Origin of the sequence: Pseudomonas sp. MYb327, assembly GCF_040438925.1 — a bacterium.
In the GTDB taxonomy this organism is placed as follows: Bacteria; Pseudomonadota; Gammaproteobacteria; order Pseudomonadales; family Pseudomonadaceae; genus Aquipseudomonas.
In genome coordinates this window covers 3,885,868-3,904,735 of sequence record NZ_CP159258.1, presented here as the reverse complement: position 1 = coordinate 3,904,735, position 18,868 = coordinate 3,885,868, and the positions used below count along the sequence as shown (strand labels likewise).

15 protein-coding genes and 2 tRNA genes are annotated in these 18,868 nt (G+C 59.2%); 5 read left to right on the top strand and 12 right to left on the bottom strand.

What is annotated here, in order from left to right; all coding sequences use genetic code 11:
* Positions 1-28 precede the first annotated feature (28 nt).
* From ABVN21_RS17640 to rimO, 3 genes are all read right to left on the bottom strand, one after another.
* Positions 29-739, bottom strand: a complete 711-nt coding sequence (locus ABVN21_RS17640) for an rRNA pseudouridine synthase (protein ID WP_339554447.1) — start codon at positions 737-739, stop codon at positions 29-31.
* Positions 740-924: 185 nt separating this feature from the next.
* A complete protein-coding gene (locus ABVN21_RS17635; protein ID WP_339554448.1) occupies positions 925-1,398 on the bottom strand; it encodes a GNAT family N-acetyltransferase in 474 nt (157 codons plus the stop codon).
* A 112-nt stretch (positions 1,399-1,510) separates the two neighbouring features.
* Entirely contained in the window at positions 1,511-2,848 is a 1,338-nt protein-coding gene (gene rimO / locus ABVN21_RS17630) for a 30S ribosomal protein S12 methylthiotransferase RimO (protein ID WP_339554449.1), read from the bottom strand.
* Between the two features lie 290 nt (positions 2,849-3,138).
* Here rimO and ABVN21_RS17625 point away from each other — a divergent pair, with 290 nt between their 5' ends.
* Entirely contained in the window at positions 3,139-5,040 is a 1,902-nt protein-coding gene (locus ABVN21_RS17625) for a potassium transporter Kup (RefSeq protein ID WP_339554450.1), read from the top strand.
* A 232-nt stretch (positions 5,041-5,272) separates the two neighbouring features.
* Here ABVN21_RS17625 and ABVN21_RS17620 read toward each other — a convergent pair whose 3' ends face one another.
* The 4 genes from ABVN21_RS17620 to ABVN21_RS17605 all read right to left on the bottom strand — a co-directional run bounded on the left by ABVN21_RS17620 (position 5,273) and on the right by ABVN21_RS17605 (position 9,839).
* Positions 5,273-6,568, bottom strand: coding sequence for an AcvB/VirJ family lysyl-phosphatidylglycerol hydrolase (locus ABVN21_RS17620; protein ID WP_339554451.1), 1,296 nt, complete (start codon positions 6,566-6,568; stop codon positions 5,273-5,275).
* On the bottom strand, positions 6,568-9,210 hold the full coding sequence (gene mprF, locus ABVN21_RS17615) for a bifunctional lysylphosphatidylglycerol flippase/synthetase MprF (protein WP_339554452.1): 2,643 nt from the start codon (positions 9,208-9,210) through the stop codon (positions 6,568-6,570). The genes ABVN21_RS17620 and mprF overlap by 1 nt, the downstream gene beginning before the upstream one ends.
* Before the next feature lie 279 nt (positions 9,211-9,489).
* Positions 9,490-9,566: transfer RNA gene (locus ABVN21_RS17610), tRNA-Met, on the bottom strand.
* A gap of 196 nt (positions 9,567-9,762) precedes the next feature.
* A tRNA-Met gene (locus tag ABVN21_RS17605) sits at positions 9,763-9,839 on the bottom strand.
* A 295-nt stretch (positions 9,840-10,134) separates the two neighbouring features.
* On the opposite strand from ABVN21_RS17605, the gene dinB reads away from it, so the two are divergent.
* Positions 10,135-11,196 (top strand): DNA polymerase IV, encoded by a 1,062-nt coding sequence (gene dinB, locus ABVN21_RS17600; RefSeq protein WP_339556846.1) that lies wholly within the window; start codon positions 10,135-10,137, stop codon positions 11,194-11,196.
* 95 nt (positions 11,197-11,291) lie between these two features.
* On the opposite strand, the gene ABVN21_RS17595 is transcribed toward dinB, so the two are convergent.
* From ABVN21_RS17595 to ABVN21_RS17580, 4 genes are all read right to left on the bottom strand, one after another.
* The gene (locus tag ABVN21_RS17595) at positions 11,292-12,245 is read right to left on the bottom strand and encodes a hypothetical protein (RefSeq protein WP_339556847.1); all 954 of its coding nucleotides are present in this window, start codon (positions 12,243-12,245) and stop codon (positions 11,292-11,294) included.
* A gap of 17 nt (positions 12,246-12,262) precedes the next feature.
* Positions 12,263-13,978 carry a proline--tRNA ligase gene (locus ABVN21_RS17590; RefSeq protein ID WP_339556848.1) on the bottom strand — a complete coding sequence of 572 codons (1,716 nt, stop codon included), beginning with the start codon at positions 13,976-13,978 and terminating at the stop codon, positions 12,263-12,265.
* Between the two features lie 143 nt (positions 13,979-14,121).
* Entirely contained in the window at positions 14,122-15,681 is a 1,560-nt protein-coding gene (locus tag ABVN21_RS17585; RefSeq protein ID WP_339556849.1) for an AmpG family muropeptide MFS transporter, read from the bottom strand.
* Positions 15,682-15,725: 44 nt separating this feature from the next.
* Positions 15,726-16,079 carry an MGMT family protein gene (locus ABVN21_RS17580; RefSeq protein WP_339556850.1) on the bottom strand — a complete coding sequence of 118 codons (354 nt, stop codon included), beginning with the start codon at positions 16,077-16,079 and terminating at the stop codon, positions 15,726-15,728.
* 163 nt (positions 16,080-16,242) lie between these two features.
* Here ABVN21_RS17580 and ABVN21_RS17575 point away from each other — a divergent pair, with 163 nt between their 5' ends.
* On the top strand, positions 16,243-17,250 hold the full coding sequence (locus ABVN21_RS17575; protein WP_339556851.1) for a DUF481 domain-containing protein: 1,008 nt from the start codon (positions 16,243-16,245) through the stop codon (positions 17,248-17,250).
* Between the two features lie 158 nt (positions 17,251-17,408).
* Here the strand turns inward: ABVN21_RS17575 and ABVN21_RS17570 are convergent, their stop codons facing one another.
* Positions 17,409-17,618, bottom strand: a complete 210-nt coding sequence (locus ABVN21_RS17570) for a cold-shock protein (RefSeq protein ID WP_002554837.1) — start codon at positions 17,616-17,618, stop codon at positions 17,409-17,411.
* Between the two features lie 353 nt (positions 17,619-17,971).
* Here ABVN21_RS17570 and dcd point away from each other — a divergent pair, with 353 nt between their 5' ends.
* Together dcd and ABVN21_RS17560 are read left to right on the top strand one after the other, a co-directional pair.
* On the top strand, positions 17,972-18,538 hold the full coding sequence (dcd, locus tag ABVN21_RS17565; protein WP_007904652.1) for a dCTP deaminase: 567 nt from the start codon (positions 17,972-17,974) through the stop codon (positions 18,536-18,538).
* A 107-nt stretch (positions 18,539-18,645) separates the two neighbouring features.
* On the top strand, positions 18,646-18,855 hold the full coding sequence (locus ABVN21_RS17560) for a hypothetical protein (RefSeq protein ID WP_017336784.1): 210 nt from the start codon (positions 18,646-18,648) through the stop codon (positions 18,853-18,855).
* Positions 18,856-18,868: the final 13 nt, after the last annotated feature.

Genomic DNA, 18,868 nt, shown 5'->3' with positions numbered 1-18,868 from the left:
ACCAAAATGTGTGGCGGCGTCAGAAGCCTTAGAACTTCTCTTTGCCGGACAGGTAGCGCCATTGCCCCACGGGCACTTTGCCGATGGACACGCCGCCGATGCGAATACGGCGGATGGCCACGACCTTCAGGCCGACGGCCTGGCAGAACAGGGCGAGAATTCCCGGTTGCGGGTTCTTCATGGCGAAGCGCAGGCGGTTTTCGTTCTGCCAACTGGCCTTGACCGGTGGCAGCTCCTTGCCCTTGTAGGTCAGGCCGTGTTGCAAGCGATTGAAGCCGTGTTCAACCATGTTGCCTTCGACCTCGACCACGTATTCCTGCTCGATCTTGTTGGAGTCGGCAGTGAGCTTGCGCAGGATCTTCCAGTCCTGAGTGAACACCAGCAGGCCGCTGGCGTTGGCCTGCAGGTCGGTGCTGGCGGTCAGGCGCTGAAAATGGCCCTTGAGCGGACGTTTGCCGTAGCGGTGTTCTTCGCTCAGGGTCTCGGCGCTGATGGTCGCCATGGCAGTGTCCGCATCCATGCCGGCAGGCACGTTGAACAGGATGGTCACCGGCTCCGGCGCCGTTGCCTTGGCCTCTGGATCGAGCTCGACTTTTTGCGCGGCGACCTTGAACTGCGGCTCGTCGATGACTTCGCCGTCAACGGTGACCCAGCCGCCCTCGATGAACAGCTCAGCCTCCCGACGGGAACAGCCGACGAGTTCGATGAGGCGTTTGGAGAGTCGAATCGGGTCAGTCATGACAGGGCCGTAACAAAAAAGGGGTGGGCATTGTACCTGTCTGGCGCTGGTTAATCCCGGATCCATTTGCGCCATATGGCATTTTGTGTAGGAGCTGGCTTGCCAGCGATGAGGCCCGGAGCCTTGCGCCGATTGATCGGCCGTCATCGCTGGCAAGCCAGCTCCTACAGTTGTTCCGTGTGGTGTCAGCTTAGCTGTGAGCGCAGTTGGTTTTGACGCAAGCGCAGGTGCAACAACGGATACGGCTGGCCCATGCCATCGACTTCCGAGCGGCCGATCACCTCGAACCCTTGCTTGAAATAAAACCCCAGGGCTTGCGGGTTCTGTTCGTTGACGTCCAGTTCATCGGCATTCAAGTGATTCATGGCGTAACGCAATAGCTGTTTGCCCAAGCCCTGACCACGGTGAGCCGGGTCGATGAAGAGCATTTCGATCTTGCCCGCCGCGACCCCGGCAAACCCGGTGATTCGCTGCTGTGGGTCTTTGGTGCAAATCAGCATCACCGCATCGAGATAGCGGGTCAGCACCAGGTTCTTCAACAGTTCAATGTAGCTCTCTGGCAGAAAGTCATGGGTCGCTCGAACCGAAGCCTCCCAGACCTGTGTCAGTTCTTCGTAGTCGCTTTGTTTCGGTGTGTGGATGACCGAATGTTGGCGCATGCCAGCCTGCCCCTTGGGTTGTTGAAGATGAGAATCCGTTCCTCACCAAACGATAGCCGTAAAAAAGCCCCGCATCTCGTCAAGAGAGCGGGGCTTTTCGTATTTTGTGGGTTTAGATCTGTTCAGCCCACAGGTCGTATTCGTCGGCGTCGGTCACTTTGCACCAGACCTTGTCGCCCGGCTTGAGGTTGCTGCCGTTGTCGATGAACACGTTGCCGTCGATTTCCGGGGCGTCGAAGAAGCAGCGGCCGACCGCGCCTTGCTCGTCGACTTCGTCGACCAGCACTTCGATCTCACGGCCGATGCGCATTTGCAGGCGCGCCGAGCTGATGGCCTGCTGGTGAGCCATGAAGCGCTCCCAACGGTCCTGCTTGACGTCGTCCGGTACGATTTCCAGATCCAGGTCATTGGCGGGGGCGCCTTCAACCGGCGAGTACTGGAAGCAGCCGACGCGATCGAGCTGGGCTTCGGTCAGCCAGTTCAGCAGGTACTGGAAGTCTTCTTCGGTTTCGCCCGGGAAGCCGACGATGAAGGTCGAACGGATGATCAGGTCCGGGCAGATTTCGCGCCAGTTCTTGATGCGCGCCAGGGTCTTGTCTTCGAACGCCGGGCGTTTCATCGACTTGAGCACTTTCGGACTGGCGTGCTGGAACGGGATGTCCAGGTACGGCAGGATCTTGCCGGCGGCCATCAGAGGGATCAGTTCGTCGACGTGCGGGTACGGGTAAACGTAGTGCAAACGCACCCAGACACCGAGGGTGCTCAGGGCTTCGCAGAGTTCGGTCATGCGGGTTTTCACCGGCGCGCCGTTCCAGAAACCGGTGCGGTACTTCACGTCGACGCCGTAGGCGCTGGTGTCCTGGGAGATCACCAACAGCTCTTTGACGCCGGACTTGACCAGGCGCTGGGCTTCGTCGAGCACATCACCGACCGGGCGGCTGACCAGTTTGCCGCGCATCGACGGGATGATGCAGAAGCTGCAACTGTGGTTGCAGCCTTCGGAAATCTTCAGGTACGCGTAGTGACGCGGGGTCAGTTTGATCCCTTGTGGCGGCACCAGGTCGATCAGCGGGTTGTGATCCTGGCGCGGCGGCACGACTTCGTGCACGGCGTTGACCACTTGTTCGTACTGCTGCGGACCGGTCACGGCCAGCACGCTCGGGTGCACGTTGCGGATGTTGCCTTCTTCGACGCCCATGCAGCCGGTCACGATGACCTTGCCGTTTTCCTTGATGGCTTCGCCGATCACTTCCAGGGATTCAGCCTTGGCCGAGTCGATGAAGCCGCAGGTGTTGACCACCACGACATCGGCGTCCTGGTAGGTGGACACGACGTCATAGCCTTCCATGCGCAGCTGGGTAAGGATGCGCTCGGAGTCGACCAGTGCTTTCGGGCAACCCAGGGATACGAAGCCAACCTTTGGATTGGCCGGCGCGGGAGTGGTGGACATGTCTAACCTCGGTATTTTGTGACGCCTCCAGCCATGATCGGCAAGGCGACAGACGGACGCTTTATCGCGCCTCTGATCAAAAAGTGCGCAATTCTAGCGATGGTGGACGCACTTGACCAGCTTTATGCAGGGAAATACGACGAGTGCTGCGCTATGCTTCGCGCCGTTGGGCTTTACCGAAATTTTACTGTCAACAAAACGTCTGTAACGTGAAGTAAAACAGCGCATGCTGCACGACAAAGCATAGTGCTTCTTCAAAGAAACCCGGGTCTGGGTAGTAGGAGTGGTGGATGGGTCACGCAAGTAGTCAGGCTGCGGGTGCCGAACATTCGGCAGCGAAGCCGATCGGCATGCTGGTCGCGGCGGTCGGGGTGGTTTACGGCGATATCGGCACGAGCCCGCTGTACACCCTCAAAGAAGTGTTTTCCGGCGGGTATGGTGTGCCGGTCAACCATGACGGCGTGTTGGGGATTCTGGCGCTGATCTTCTGGTCGCTGATCTGGGTCGTGTCGATCAAGTACATGATGTTCGTCCTGCGCGCCGACAACCAGGGCGAGGGCGGGATCATGGCTCTGACTGCGCTGGCGCGGCGGGCCGCGTCAGGGCACGCGAAATTGCGCTCGTTGCTGGTGGTCTGCGGGTTGATCGGTGCGGCGCTGTTCTATGGCGACAGCATGATCACGCCGGCGATTTCCGTGCTCTCGGCGATTGAAGGCCTGGGGCTGGCATTCGACGGGATCGATCATTGGGTCGTGCCACTGTCGCTGGTGGTATTGGTGGCGCTGTTCCTGATTCAAAGTCACGGCACCGCGCGCATCGGGATTCTGTTCGGGCCGATCATGGTCACCTGGTTTGTAGTGCTCGGGGCGCTGGGGGTCTACGGCATCCTGCAGCACCCTGAAGTGTTGCAAGCGATGAACCCGGTGTGGGGCGTGCGCTTCTTCATCGTGCATCCGGGCATGGGGGTGGCGATCCTCGGCGCGGTAGTGCTGGCATTGACCGGTGCCGAAGCACTGTACGCCGACATGGGCCACTTCGGCCGCAAGCCGATTGCCCGTGCCTGGTTCATCCTCGTGCTGCCGGCGCTGGTGCTGAACTACTTTGGTCAAGGTGCGCTGCTGCTCGGCGATCCGGAAGCCGCGCGCAACCCGTTCTATCTGCTGGCGCCGAGCTGGGCGTTGATTCCGCTGGTTGGTCTGTCGACCCTGGCCACGGTCATTGCCTCGCAAGCGGTGATCTCCGGCGCGTTCTCCCTGACTCGTCAGGCGATCCAGCTTGGTTACATTCCGCGCATGCACATTCGGCACACATCCAGCGCTGAGCAGGGCCAGATCTACATCGGCGCGGTGAACTGGGCGTTGATGGTTGGCGTGATTTTGCTGGTGCTGGGTTTCGAATCCTCGGGTGCACTGGCGTCGGCCTACGGTGTGGCCGTGACCGGGACCATGCTGATGACCACCATCCTGGTGTCGGCGGTGATATTGCTGCTGTGGAAATGGCCTCCGCTCCTCGCGGCGCCGCTGTTGATCGGTTTCCTCTTGGTAGACGGTCTGTATTTCGCCGCCAACGTGCCAAAAATCATTCAGGGTGGTGCGTTTCCAGTAATCGCCGGGCTCGCGTTGTTCGTGCTGATGACCACCTGGAAGCGTGGCAAGCAGCTGCTGGTCGACCGCATCGACGAGGGCGGACTGCCGCTGGAGATTTTCATCAGCAGTATCGCCGTCCAGCCGCCGCATCGCGTGCAGGGCACGGCGGTTTTCCTCACCGCGCGTCCGGACGCCGTGCCCCATGCGCTGTTGCACAACCTGTTGCATAACCAGGTGTTGCACGAGCAAGTGGTGTTGTTGACGGTGGTGTACGAAGACATCCCGCGGGTGCCGCCGAACAGGCGCTTCGAGGTCGATTCCTACGGCGAAGGTTTCTTCCGGGTGATCCTGCATTTCGGTTTCACCGATGAACCGGACGTACCGCAGGCGCTGAAGCTGTGCCATCTCGAAGAGCTGGATTTCAGCCCGATGCGCACCACCTACTTCCTTAGCCGCGAAACGGTCATCGCCTCCAAGCTCGAAGGCATGTCCCGCTGGCGCGAGGGCTTGTTCGCCTTCATGTTGCAGAACGCGAACGGCAACCTGCGCTTCTTCAATCTGCCGCTGAATCGGGTGATTGAGTTGGGAACGCAGGTGGAGATGTAAGGCTCTTCGCGCAATCCCGGTGCCTACAGAGCACGCATTATCTGTAGGCGCCGGCTTGCTGGCGATGGCGGCCTTTTGGCCGGCATGTTTTTTGATGGTGTGTATATCCATTGTTGCGATAACGGCCACACATGGTTCCGCTCTAACAGCGGGTCACTGCCCGGGATTCGTGAAGACCAAAAAAAGCCCTGACTCGCGAGAGTCGGGGCTTTTTTTGTGGCGATGCTTCAGATCATTCCTGAGCTTCGGTTTCCTTGACTTGACGCTTCTCGATCACGTCCACCAAACGCTGCGCCAGGGCCGGGTAGTTTTCGTCGAAGTGGTGGCCGCCCGGCAACTTGATGACTTCGCCAACGGCGGTCTTGTCGGTGCAGCCGCTTTCATCGACTTCTTCTTCACCGTAGATGCACACCACTTTAGCGGCGGGCAGCTTGGCCATTTCCGGGCCGGTGGCGGCTTCTTTGCCGGCATTGCCGAGCCAGCCTTCGACTTCGATTTCGAAGCTGCCGGTGCGGGCGAAGGCCAACAGGATAATCGCGTCGACGCGCTGCTGTTCGGCCGGTTCCAGGCGGTTGTAGATCGCCGGCAGGACGTCGGCACCGAACGAATAACCGGTCAGGATGAAGCGCTTGGTGCCCCATTTCTGCCGGTAGTGCTGCATCAGTTCGGCCAGGTCCAGAGCGCTTTGCTCGGGGCTCTTGTGCTGCCAGTAGTAGCGCAGGGTGTCGATGCCGACCACCGGGTAGCCGATCTTCGCCATCTCGCCTGCCACGTCGCGGTCGAGGTCGCGCCAGCCACCATCGCCGGAGAGGAACAGGGTGACCGTGTCCTTGGCTTGGCCGGCCGGTACTTCGACCACTGGAATCTGCAGGCCGCCCGCGGATTTGTCGCCACCGACGAGAATCTTGCGCAGTTCGTTGTTCAGCACTTGCGGCAGATTGATGTCGTAGTCGCTGATGCTGGTTTCGGCGTTGGGTTGGTCGCGCACGAAGCCCGCGCTGGTGTCGTCCGGGTTGTCGTTCCACGCCACCAGCCAGTGACCGTGGGCCGCGCTTTTCGGTAGCAAGTGAGTGCAACCGGGTTTTTCCAGGGCCAGATCGACCGAAACGGCCTGGGCCTTGTCGTCTTTCTGCTCGGACAGCCAGCGCCACGCCAGCACAGCGCCCGGGCCGATGCCGCTGACCAGGGTTGCCGGGCCTTTCAGCTCGCGCAAACCCGATTGCAGGGCACGGCTTTGCAGCAGGCAATCCTTGGGCAGGATCACCTGGACAATCTGCGCCGAGCCGCTGCGGCTCAGGGTCATCAGTTGTTTGTCGCTGAGCTTCTGTTCTTCATTGACCGCCACCAACACCTGAGCCTTCGGCGTGGTGCCTGGGATGACGCGGGTCATCGCGGCGCCATCGGCCGGGGTCAGTTGTTCGAGGGTCGGTTCCGGAGCCGGGCGTTTCAGGTACCAGTAGCCACCACCGACAATCAGGGCCAGCACGACCAGCGTGCCCAGTACATACCGCAAGGAGCGTTGAATCATCAGCGTTTCACCAATCCAGTCAAGCCGCCCGCGATCAGGGCAGCAGTATCGGCCAGGGCAACCAGCGGATCGAGTCCGGCGGGCACGGCCATATAACGGGGTTCCCAGTCAGGCTGGAATTTGTCTTTGAAGCGGCGCAAGCCTTGGAAGTTGTAGAGCTGCTCACCACGGCGGAAAACCATCGAGCCAAGGCGCTGGGTCAACGGTGCCCCGCGACGGGGTTGCAACCCCGACAACGGCACCATGCCCAGGCTGAAGCGCGCGTATCCGTGACTCTTATAATGTTGGATCAGGCCGACCATCATGAACTCCATGGTCAGCTTCGGAGCTTCGGGGTGCGCGCGCATCAGGTCGAGGCTGGCCAGGTCATGGCTGTAGGTCTCGAGCAGGTTGGCGAACGCCACCGGGCGTCCTTCGAAGCGGATCACCGCAATGCGGAAATGCTTGAGGTAGTCATCGCTGAACCGCCCGAGCGAGAAGCCTTTCTCACGCACGTTCTTGCCGGTCAGCCAGGCATCGGAAATAACCTGCAGCTCTTCCATTGGCGCATGGCCTGGTTCGTGGATTTCCAGCGACAGGCCATCGCGAGTGCCACGGTTCCAGGTGTAGCGCAGGTCTTTCATCTCTTTGCCTTTGGCTTCGAGATCAAAGCGTTTGAGATCGACCCGGGCTTCTTCACCGAGCTTGATCGCGGTCAGGCCGATGTCCATGTAGTACGGCAAGTTCTCCGCACGCACTTGATAAAACACAGGACGGGCGTGGTGGATGTCGCACAGGTCGCGGAATTGCCAGATCATTTCCGCCCGCTGCTGGCCCGGCCCGATTGGGTCATAAAGCGCCACCAGGCTGCGGCCACGGCGGGCATACATCAGGAACGCCTCGTCGTTGGGGTGAAACAGCAGCGCTTTGTCACCGGTCAGGGCCAGGCCGCCATCCGGTTGCGCTGAGGCCATAAGAATTTTGCTCGCGCGCTCCAGTTCATCGGGCGTCGGCAAATGAATTACCGGGCGCGCGGTACGCAGCAGCCAGGTCAGGGATACCACCACGAGCAACACGGCGGCACCGAGCAGCGAGCGCAAGCCGCGCGGGGCATCGGCATCGAGGGTGAATTGCCACCACAGTTGATGGCTGTACGGCACGTCTTGATAGGCGAATAGCAGCAACCACATCGAGGCGCCGAGCACGCACAGGCTGGCCACCAGGTACAGCGGCGAGAACGGTAGTTCGGTCAGGCGGCTGGGGCGGTAGAAGGAACGTCGGAAAACCCCGAGCAGGCTGGCCGTCAGGGTCATCAGGCAGGCTTCTTCCCAGTCGAAACCCTTGAGCAGGGAGAGCAGGGCGCCGACCAGCAGCAGAATGGTGGTGAGCATCCACGCCGCCGACAGTCGGCGCCGCAGGCCTTGGGCCAACAGTAGGCACAGAACACCAATCAGGCTGGCGCCGAAGTGCGAGGCGTCGACCAGGCGATGGGGGATCAGAAAGCCAATGTGTTCGAGTCGGGTGTCGATTTCCGGGGTCGCGCCGGAGAACAACAGCACCACGCCAGACAGGAACACCAGCACGGCCAGAATCGGCGCGGCCAGGCCCGATGCGGCACGCAGCGACTGGCGTGATTGAAATACGCGCTGGCCTTCGTTGATCAGCAACAACAGGCAGGCCACCAGCAACGGCAGCACGACGTAGATCAATCGATAGAGCAGCAGGGCGGCGGCCAGTGGTGCGGCACCGAGTGTGTCGGAGAAGGCGGCCAGCAAAATCGCTTCGAATACCCCAACACCGCCCGGCACATGGCTGAGAACGCCGGCGGCCAGGGCCAGCAGATAAACCAGCAGGAATGCACCGAAAGGTGGCGCTTCTGGCAACAGCAGGTAGAGCACGGTTGCGGCGGCGGCTACGTCCAGCGCAGTAATGGCCAGTTGCAGGAAAGTCAGGCGACTACCCGGCAGGCGCAAGGTGCGGCGGCCGACCTTGACCAGCAGGTTGTCTACCAAGGGTTGTTCCGGCAGGCGCCGACGGTAGATGCCGACGGCCAGAACTGTAAACAGCAGCAGCACGCCGGCAGCGATAATCCCCAGCAAGGTTTCGGATAGCCCCAACGCAGTAGACGCCGCAGGCAGGTCGCTGAGGGTCGCCAGCGCAGCGAGCGGCGGCAGGGCACAGCCGAGCGAGAGGCTGGCAAACAACGTCATGCGGGCGACCTCGGCAGCCCCCACGCCATGACGTGCATATAAGCGGTAGCGCACCGATCCGCCGGACAACATCGAAAGGCCGATGGCATTGCCAATCGCGAAGGCAGTAAAACCGCCCAGTGCCAGTGTTCGCGGCGCCAGGTTCACACCGGCATAGCGGCTGGCCGACCATTCGTAACCCAGCAAGATGATGAAGCCCACCACCGTCGCGCCCAGTGCGCCGAGCAGTGCCGGTTTCGGCACGTCAAGAATCGAGTCGTGCAGAGCATCAAGATCAAGTTCGCTCAGCAAGTGACGGCAGGCAATCAATGCGATCGTGAACAGCAACAGAGTGACGCCCAGACCGATGGGCTGGCGATATTTGCTGATGAGATCCAGCACGCGCAGGCGCTCCGCCTTGATTGGCTGTGTCGCTGTGACGGTGTCTTGTGGGTCAGACGAGTTGGCGCGCATCAATCACCTCTTGGATTGTGCGCGACAGGATGGGGGTATCCAGCCAAGTTACCAATCCCTGTAGAAAAAAATAATCACAAATATTAACGCCTATCACCGAGTCTGGGCGACGGCACATCGTCAGTCGTAGAGGGCCAAGTCTGCGATTGAGCATAGTCTGAACTCGGTGCATTGGGTGACCTCGGACGGCTCACTACACAGTGACAGATCATTGTTGCGAAAGGACTTTTTCAGCAGATACAAAAAAGGCCACTCTTTCGAGTAGCCTTTTTTGATGTTTGGTTGCGGGAGCCGGATTTGAACCGACGACCTTCGGGTTATGAGCCCGACGAGCTACCAGACTGCTCCATCCCGCGTCTGTGTGGCGGCATTCTATAGAGATACGCCGGGGTGTCAACCGTTAATCCTGAGTCTGGTCAAATAAACGTACAACAGCGGCAAACGGTCGCAGGGGTGAAGTAAGTTTTGGAATTAGAACGATTTCTCATTCGCGCACTACAAAACAGGCACGCACAAAAAAGGCCACTCTTTCGAGTAGCCTTTTTTGATGTTTGGTTGCGGGAGCCGGATTTGAACCGACGACCTTCGGGTTATGAGCCCGACGAGCTACCAGACTGCTCCATCCCGCGTCTGTGTGTCGGCATTCTATAGAGATACGCTGGGCTGTCAACCTTCAATTTCGATAAAACCTGTTTCTGTTCAATTGCTTAGCTCGCTAAATGGCCGGTTGGTCGCCCGGAGAGGCAGGCGTGGCAAGGCTTTCGCCTCTATTGGGAGGATCATCTTGATTGAGAAATTAAATTCATCGAGCTTTTTCCTACAGCAGGAAAAGAACATTCAGAGCACTGGTGCTATATACAGGTGTCAGTGAGATACTGCTTGTCCGACACGGCGTATCGCCTTTTCCTCCAGTACCGCGTTGATATGACCCAGCGAAAAATCATCCACGTCGATTGTGACTGCTTCTACGCCGCCATCGAGATGCGTGACGACCCGCGCCTGGCCGGTAAACCGCTGGCGGTGGGCGGTTCGGCGGATCGTCGTGGGGTGATTGCTACCTGCAATTATGAGGCGCGGGCTTATGGCGTGCGTTCGGCTATGGCGTCGGGGCATGCGTTGAAGCTGTGCCCAGACCTGACCATCGTCAAACCGCGCATGGACGCTTACCGAGAGGCGTCCAGGGAAATTCACACGATCTTTCGCGATTACACCGACATCATTGAACCGCTTTCCCTGGATGAGGCTTACCTCGACGTGTCAGACAGCACACATTTCGGCGGTAGTGCCACGCGCATTGCCCAGGACATCCGCCGACGGGTCTCCAATCAACTGCACATCACCGTCTCGGCGGGCGTAGCGCCAAACAAGTTTCTCGCCAAGATTGCCAGCGACTGGAAAAAGCCCAACGGCTTGTTCGTCATTACCCCGGATAAAGTTGAGGACTTTGTCAGCGGTTTGCCGGTGAGCAAGTTGCACGGGGTCGGCAAAGTCACTGCTGACAAACTGGGCAAGCTCGGCATCGGCGATTGTTCGCAGCTGCGTGAGTGGGACAAGTTGGCGTTGGTGCGCGAGTTCGGCAGCTTTGGCGAACGACTTTGGAGCCTGGCCCGTGGGATCGATGATCGCCTGGTGCATAACGACAGTCGTCGGCAGTCGATCAGTGTCGAAAATACCTACGACGTTGACCTGCCGGATCTGCGCAGTTGCCTGGACAAGTTGCCGGAACTGCTGGAAACCCTAAAGACCCGCATGGAGCGAATCGACAGCAGCTATCGCCCGGGCAAGCCGTTCGTCAAAGTGAAATTCCATGATTTCACCCAGACCACGCTGGAACAGGCGGGGGCAGGGCGGGATCTGGGCAGTTATCAGTTGTTGCTGACCCAGGCTTTCAATCGTGGCGGCAAACCGGTGCGGTTGTTGGGGGTGGGGGTGAGGCTGGAGGATTTGCGAGGCGGGTTTGAGCAGATGGAGTTGTTTGAGAGGTAGCGTTTGAATGCAAAAGATCGCAGCCTGCGGCAGCTCCTACAGTGGAATGCATATCCATGTAGGAGCTGCCGAAGACTGCGATTTTTTAACGGGCCTTAATTCGCTCCCGGGTCCGCCACCAACCGCCCGGCATCCTTGGTCAGCGACTTCAGAAACTCGGTCTGCAGTTCAGGATCGTTGCGGGTCAGTTCGATCAGGCTTTGTTCCAGCTCGCTGGCTTCTTCTTCCAGACCCAAATCCGACAGACGTTTGACCCGGTGCACCCACTGGCTCACTTCATCGTCTTCCAGGTCGTCGTAAATGAGTCCATGTGCTTCGAGCAGTTTGCCGCGCAGGTTGTTGCTCAGCGCCAGGGTCGAGTCGCTGTGCACGTCGCCCTTGGCATCCGCAACGCTGATCTGCAGCTTGCCCAGGTGGTTGAGATCATGTTCGGCGAACGGGCTGTCCAGCAGATTCAAGCGCAGTACGCCGTTCTTGTCGGTGCTCAGCTCGAAGGTTTCCTTGCCGGCCTTGACCTCGACCGGACGTTCGCTCCACGGCAGGCTCGAGTACTCCGTGCGCTTATCGAGCTGCACCTCGTCGATACCCGCCAGGTTCTGTTGCGCACGACCGTTGGACTGAACGTTCATGAACGGGTTGAGCCCGGCGAAACCGTAGCTGAACCAGTCCTTGGTCACGCTATCCGGCAGATTGCCGAGGGCAAACACGTTGACCACGTTCGCGCCGACACCACCGACCACCGCCACCGCGCCCAACGGGATCTCGTAGACCTCCCGCCAGGGTTGGTAAGGCGTGTAGCGATCGTAATGGCGCGTGACCTCGAACTCGGTGACTTCGAAAGTCTTCTGCTCGTGAATTTTCACCCGCCGTTGCGGCAGCTCAAGCACCTTGGGCTCGCCGACATCGATCTGCAGGCTATGATCGAGCAGTTTGCGCTCGACACGTTCCTCGTGCTCGCTGCGTTGTGACATGTGATTGGCACAGCCGCTGACCAACAGGGCGCCGCACAGGGCGGCACCACCGAGGCCTAAGGTGTTTCGCTTGAACATGACGTCTCTATCTGGTTTCAGCGGCGGATACGGGCCTGCAGGAAAGACAGTACGTCAGCGACCGGCAGCGCTTGCGGCTCGGCTTCGGTACGGCTCTTGTATTCCAGGTTGCCTTCGGCGAGGCCGCGGTCACTGACCACGATCCGGTGAGGAATGCCGATCAGCTCCATGTCCGCGAACTTGATGCCCGGGCTGGTTTTCTTGTCGCGGTCGTCCAGAAGCACTTCGAAGCCGGCAGCAGTCAGTTCTGCATACAGCTTGTCAGTGGCTTCGCGAACCTGCTCGGTCTCGTAGCGCAACGGCACCAGGGCGATCTGGAATGGCGCCAGGGTGTCGCTCCAGATGATCCCTTTTTCGTCGTTGTTCTGCTCGATGGCCGCCGCTACCACGCGGGAGACGCCGATGCCGTAGCAGCCCATTTCCAGGGTGACCGGCTTGCCGTTCTCGCCTAGCACTTCGCACTTCATCGCCTTGCTGTATTTGTTGCCAAGCTGGAAGATGTGCCCGACTTCGATGCCGCGCTTGATTTCCAGGGTGCCTTTGCCGTCCGGACTTGGGTCGCCGGAAACCACGTTGCGCAGGTCAGCCACGGTCGGAACCGGCAGATCACGTTCCCAGTTCACGCCGAAGTAGTGCTTGTCGTCGATGTTGGCACCGATGCCGAAGTCGCTCATCAATTCGACGGAGCGGTCGATGATGATTGGCAGCGGCAGGTTCAGCGGGCCCAGGGAGCCGGCGCCGGCGCCAATGGCGTCACGCAGCTCGGCATCGCTGGCCATGACCAGCGGACTGGCCACGCCTGGCTGGTTGGCAGCCTTGATTTCGTTGAGTTCGTGGTCGCCACGGATGATCAGGGCAATCAGCTTGCCTTCTTCCTCGGCGCGCACGATCAGGGTCTTGATGGTCTTTTCGATCGGCAGGTTGAAGCCTTCGACCAGTTGCGCAATGGTCTTGGCGTTCGGGGTGTCGACCAGTCGCAGCTCTTCGGTCGGTGCTGGACGGGAAGTCTCCCGTGGCACGGCCTCGGCTTTCTCGATATTCGCCGCGTAGTCGGAACCATTGCTGAAGACGATATCGTCTTCGCCGGATTCGGCCAGTACGTGGAATTCGTGGGAGCCGGCGCCACCGATGGAGCCGTTGTCGGCCTCAACCGGACGGAACTTCAGGCCCAGACGAGTGAACACGTTGCAATACGCCTGATGCATGCGGTCGTAGGTGACCTGCAGCGAAGGCTGGTCGGCGTGGAACGAATAGGCGTCCTTCATGATGAATTCACGGCCGCGCATCAAACCGAAGCGTGGGCGGATTTCGTCACGGAATTTGGTCTGGATCTGGTACAGGTTGATCGGCAGCTGCTTGTAGCTGCTCAACTCGTTGCGCATCAGATCGGTGATGACTTCTTCGTGGGTCGGGCCGGCACAGAAATCACGACCGTGGCGATCTTTGAAACGCAGCAATTCCGGGCCGTACTCTTCCCAGCGACCGGATTCCTGCCACAGTTCAGCCGGTTGAGTGCTCGGCATCAACACTTCAAGCGAGCCGGCGGCGTTCATTTCTTCGCGAACGACGGCTTCGACCTTGCGCATCACTCGCAAGCCCATCGGCAGCCAGGTGTACAGGCCCGAGGCGAGTTTGCGGATCATGCCGGCGCGCAGCATCAGCTGATGGCTGATCACGACCGCGTCGGAAGGCGTTTCTTTCTGTGTGGCGAGCAAAAATTGACTGGTGCGCATGGTTGGCCGTTATCGATTGCTGATGACGAGAAATGACGGAGCATTGTACGGGCGAGATCTGCTGGCGTACAGGCGTGCGGTCGGCGTTGTGGCGGGAGGGCAGGTATCTCACCGCCCTCTGCAATGTTTCCTACAGATGATTCCTACGACTCTTCCACAACCTGTGTCGGGATCGGTTCCGGCGTGGGGGTCGGACCTGCGCGGCGGTTCTCCTGGAACCAGTGCAGGGCGATCAACAGCAGTGTCGGAACGCCCAGCAGGGCGGTGATCAGGAAGAAGTTGTGGTAACCGAATTTCTCCACCATGACCCCGGAGTAGCCGCCGATCAGGCGTGGCAGCAGGAGCATGATCGAGCTGAGGAGGGCGTATTGGGTGGCGGAGAACTTGAGATTGGTCAGGCTCGACAGGTAGGCGACGAACGCCGAGGTCGCCAGGCCCGAGCTGAAGTTGTCCAGGGAGATGGTCACGATCAGCATGTTCAGGTTGGCGCCCATGTCGGCGAGCATCAGGAACAGGATATTCGTGCCCGCCGACGCGGCGCCGCCAATGAACAGGATCGGCAGGATGCCAAAGCGCACGATCAGCAGGCCGCCCATGCCGGCGCCCACCAGGGTCATGATCAGGCCGAAAATCTTGCTGACGCTGGCAATCTGATCCTTGGTGAAACCCATGTCGATGTAGAACACGTTGGCCATCACACCCATGACGGTATCGGACATCCGATAGGTGGCGATCAGCCCGAGCAACAGCAGCGCTTGCCAGCGGTAACGCAGGATGAAGTCGTTGACCGGTGTAAGCACCGGTGCCAGGCCGCGGCGACCCATGGCCGAAAGGCACAGGGCGGTGAGGGTGGTGTAGAGAATTGCCCGCAGGAACGCACGGTCCTGGAGCAGCAGGTCGAGCAGGCTCACGCCCTCGAACAACACGCTGGCAAAATCAGTGTTGTAGAGCTGAGTGAACATCGCCGGGACGGACACCAGAAGCACGATCAGGACGAACACCGAAGCCAATTGATGGGCGAAGCTGTAGCGCCCGGCCTGCAGTTGCGTACGCAGTGGCACTGGCGGTTCGCGCATGAACAGGGAAGTCAGTAGCGCCGGGACCATCAGGACACCGAAGAGCAGGTAGGTGCCGGCCCAGGCTGAATGCTGGTAGTTGAAACCGGTGGAGCCGAAGCCTTCGGCGAAGAACAGCGCCCCGGCCGTCGCCAGCAGGGCCGCGATCCGATAGCCGGACATGTAACTGGCGGCCAGGGCGGCCTGGCGACTGTCTTCGGCAATCTCCAGGCGATAGGCGTCTACCGCAATGTCTTGCGTCGCCGAGGCGAATGCGACGACGACCGCGATAGCGATAAGCCAGGACAAATGCTTTTGCGGGTCACAGAAACCCATGCCAATCAGGCCGAGGATTACCAAAGCCTGAGACAGGACCAGCCAGGACCGTCGTCGACCAAGCTTGCCGAGCAACGGCAGGCGCCATTGGTCGAGAAGCGGTGACCAGACCCATTTGAAGGCGTAAGCCAGACCGATCAGGCTAGCGTATCCAATCGTTTCGCGAGCCACGCCGGCTTCACGCAGCCAGACTGAGAGTGTCGAGAACACCAGCATGTAGGGCAAGCCGGCGGCGAAACCAAGCAGCAACAGTACAAGCGTCGAAGGGCTGGCATAAGCGGCGAGCGCGGCGCGCCAGGTTTTACGGGGCATGGGCTGGAGTCTGCCTCAAGAAATACGGAAACAAAGCGCGCACTCTAACCGCTGTGCTCTACCGGGCGCCAGCCATGGCGCTGAATATCAACACGATTATTCAGGATACTGATGCCCTCCATGCGTAAACGCGAGCGTTGTTCGTCGCCGGATGCGCTGCCCACGGGCAAGCTGATACGACCGCCAGCACCGAGTACCCGGTGCCAGGGTAATTTGCTGTCAGGGGGCAATTGACTCAGGGTGCGTCCGACCCAGCGGGCGGCACGTCCCAGCCCGGCCAACTCGGCCAATTGACCATAACTGACCACTTTGCCCTCGGGCACTTGCGCGAGAGTCGAGTAGAGCGCCGTGCGTCGGATTTGTGCGGCGCTGTGGGGTTCGGTGGTTGGGGCAGTCACGTCCTGGCTTCCTGATGAAATTCGCGTTCCCGCTTGTAGAGTAAATCCTGGATCGCCAGTTGAGAAATGAACTCAATAGAAATAGTCGTGTCAGTCCTTGCTAGGGTCTTATTCCTACGAATAATGCCGACTTTTTTTCGCGAACCTGAGCCTGTATTTGCTTATGTTGTCCAGAACTTTGCTGTGCCTCGCTGTCATCAGTGCCTCCACTCCCTTGCTCGCAGATACCGTCTGGTTAAAGAACGGTGACAAGCTGAGTGGCAAGATCATCCTGTTCGATGGTGGCAAGTTGCTGGTCCAGACCGAATATGCCGGTGCGGTGCCGATCGACTGGAAACAGGTCAAGACCCTGGAAAGTGATCAGGAGTTGTTGGTCAAGCAGGACGCCTACACAGGTGAGAAGGCCAAGTCGCTCCACGCGGCAGAGGATGGCAAGGTCACCCTGGAAAACGGTGAAGCGCCCAAGACTGTAGAACTGGCGAGTGTTCAACAGATCCTCAAGCCCAAGCCGGTGGTCGAGGATCTGGTGTGGAAAGGCAATATCGATGCGGCGTTGGATTATCAGCGCGCTGACAAAGACACCGACGATTACGACATCGACTTCAAGACCACGGCGCGTCATGGCCGGTGGCGACACATTGCAGAGGGCGAGTACAACCGCGAATTCCAGGATGACGTGGTCACTACTGATAACTGGCGGGCTGAGTATTCCCTCGACCGCTTCCTGACAGAGAAATGGTTCTGGCAAGGACGTCTCGTCTACAAGCGCGACAAGGTCGAAGACCTTTCTCGTCAGCGTACGGTCGGTACCGGCCCTGGTTATCAATTCTGGGATGATGAACTGGGTGCGTTCTCACTCGGTTCGCTGGTCAACCGCACGGATTATGAATTCGCCGATGGCAGTAAGGAAAATTTCTATTCCGTGGCGATGAAGTGGGACTACAACCGTTACCTGATTGGCAAGAAAGTGGAGTTCTTCACCAATGGCGAGATCGGCAAGCCGTTGTCGGGCGTGGCCGAATATGCGTTGGATTCAGAGATAGGGCTGCGCTACAAGGTGACGGACTGGGCTTCGCTTAACCTCAAGGCTGAGCGAGACATTATCGACGGGACCAACGATGCTGATCTGGACAAGACTCGGTACACGGCCGGGTTTGGCGTAACCTGGTAAGACGCAAAAAGATCGCAGCCTTCGGCAGCTCCTACAGGTGTATATCAATCCGCTGTAGGAGCTGCCGAAGGCTGCGATCTTTTTGTGCCGCGAAAAACCTGCAGGCACAAAAAAGCCCCGCTGTTGAGAGCGGGGCTTTTTACTAAAGCAAGTACAAGTTAGATAACTTGAACTTCTTCAGCTTGCATGCCTTTCTGACCGCGGGTAGCGATGAAAGAAACCTGTTGGCCTTCTTTCAGGCTTTTGAAGCCGTCGGATTGGATAGCTTTGAAGTGAACGAACAGGTCGTCACCGGATTGTGGAGTGATGAAGCCGAAGCCTTTTTCATCGTTGAACCACTTAACGGTACCGGTTTGGCGATTAGACATGGTGTAACTCCTTGAACAAAGATAACTGCGACTCAGGAAGAACCCTGGCCGAGACTGAGTGCAAAGAGCAGGAAAAATTCTTGTAGATGGTTGGATCGAAATTCAACATATCGTGTAGAGATTCTCAGTGACACAAGCAGCACAGTGACGCCACCTTAACCCTTTTTCCGGAACGTGCCAATGGTTCTTGCGAAGGTTTCTCTATTTTAAGGATCGACGGTGTGACGGTTCGTCGCCAGCGCCAGTAATTCCCGCCTGTTCGCCGAGAATTGCAGCGCGGACTTTGAACCCGGCGGCGCGCCCGGTAAGATGCCGGACAGAATTTTTCGACCTCGCTATTCAGGACACCCGCCATGAGCATCAAATCGGACAAGTGGATTCGCCGCATGGCGCAGGAACACGGCATGATCGAGCCCTTCGTCGAGCGCCAGGTGCGCGGCAGCGATGACAGCCGTGTGATCTCCTACGGTGTGTCGAGCTACGGCTACGATGTGCGTTGCACCAATCATTTCAAGGTGTTCACCAACATCAATTCGGCAATCGTCGACCCGAAGAATTTCGATGCCGGGAGTTTCGTCGACATCCACAGCGACGTGTGCATCATTCCGCCGAATTCCTTCGCGCTGGCCAGCACCGTCGAATATTTCCGCATCCCGCGTAACGTGTTGACCATTTGCCTGGGTAAAAGCACCTACGCACGCTGCGGTATTATCGTCAACGTGACGCCGCTCGAGCCGGAGTGGGAAGGTCACGTGACCCTGGAATTCTCCAACACCACCAATTTGCCGGCGAAAATCTACGCCAACGAAGGCGTGGCGCAGATGCTGTTCCTCGAGTCCGACGAAGAGTGTGAAGTCTCCTACAAGGACCGTGGCGGCAAGTATCAGGGTCAACGTGGAGTGACTCTGCCGCGGACCTGAGTCAGCCGTCTGACGAAACGGGGGAATTCTTGAGCGAGCGTACACTCTATGGAGTGTACTGCTCCGATTCGCGCAAGGCGGATCGGGCCATCGCTCAGGAGTGCTTTATGAAGATCGACCCGCGAATAAGTGCCGAACTGGCAAGGCTCGAGCCCAATCAGGTTGGCGTCCTGGCCTGGTCCTTGTTGGCACACCCGCCGATCAGCATGGCAGGGGGCATCCCCGGTCAACCTGATCCCGATACTCCCAACGAACAACCTACCGAACCCGGTGAGCCCACACTGCCGGATGAGCCGCCGCCTGCACCTGTGGCCTGATTCCAGCGTAGAA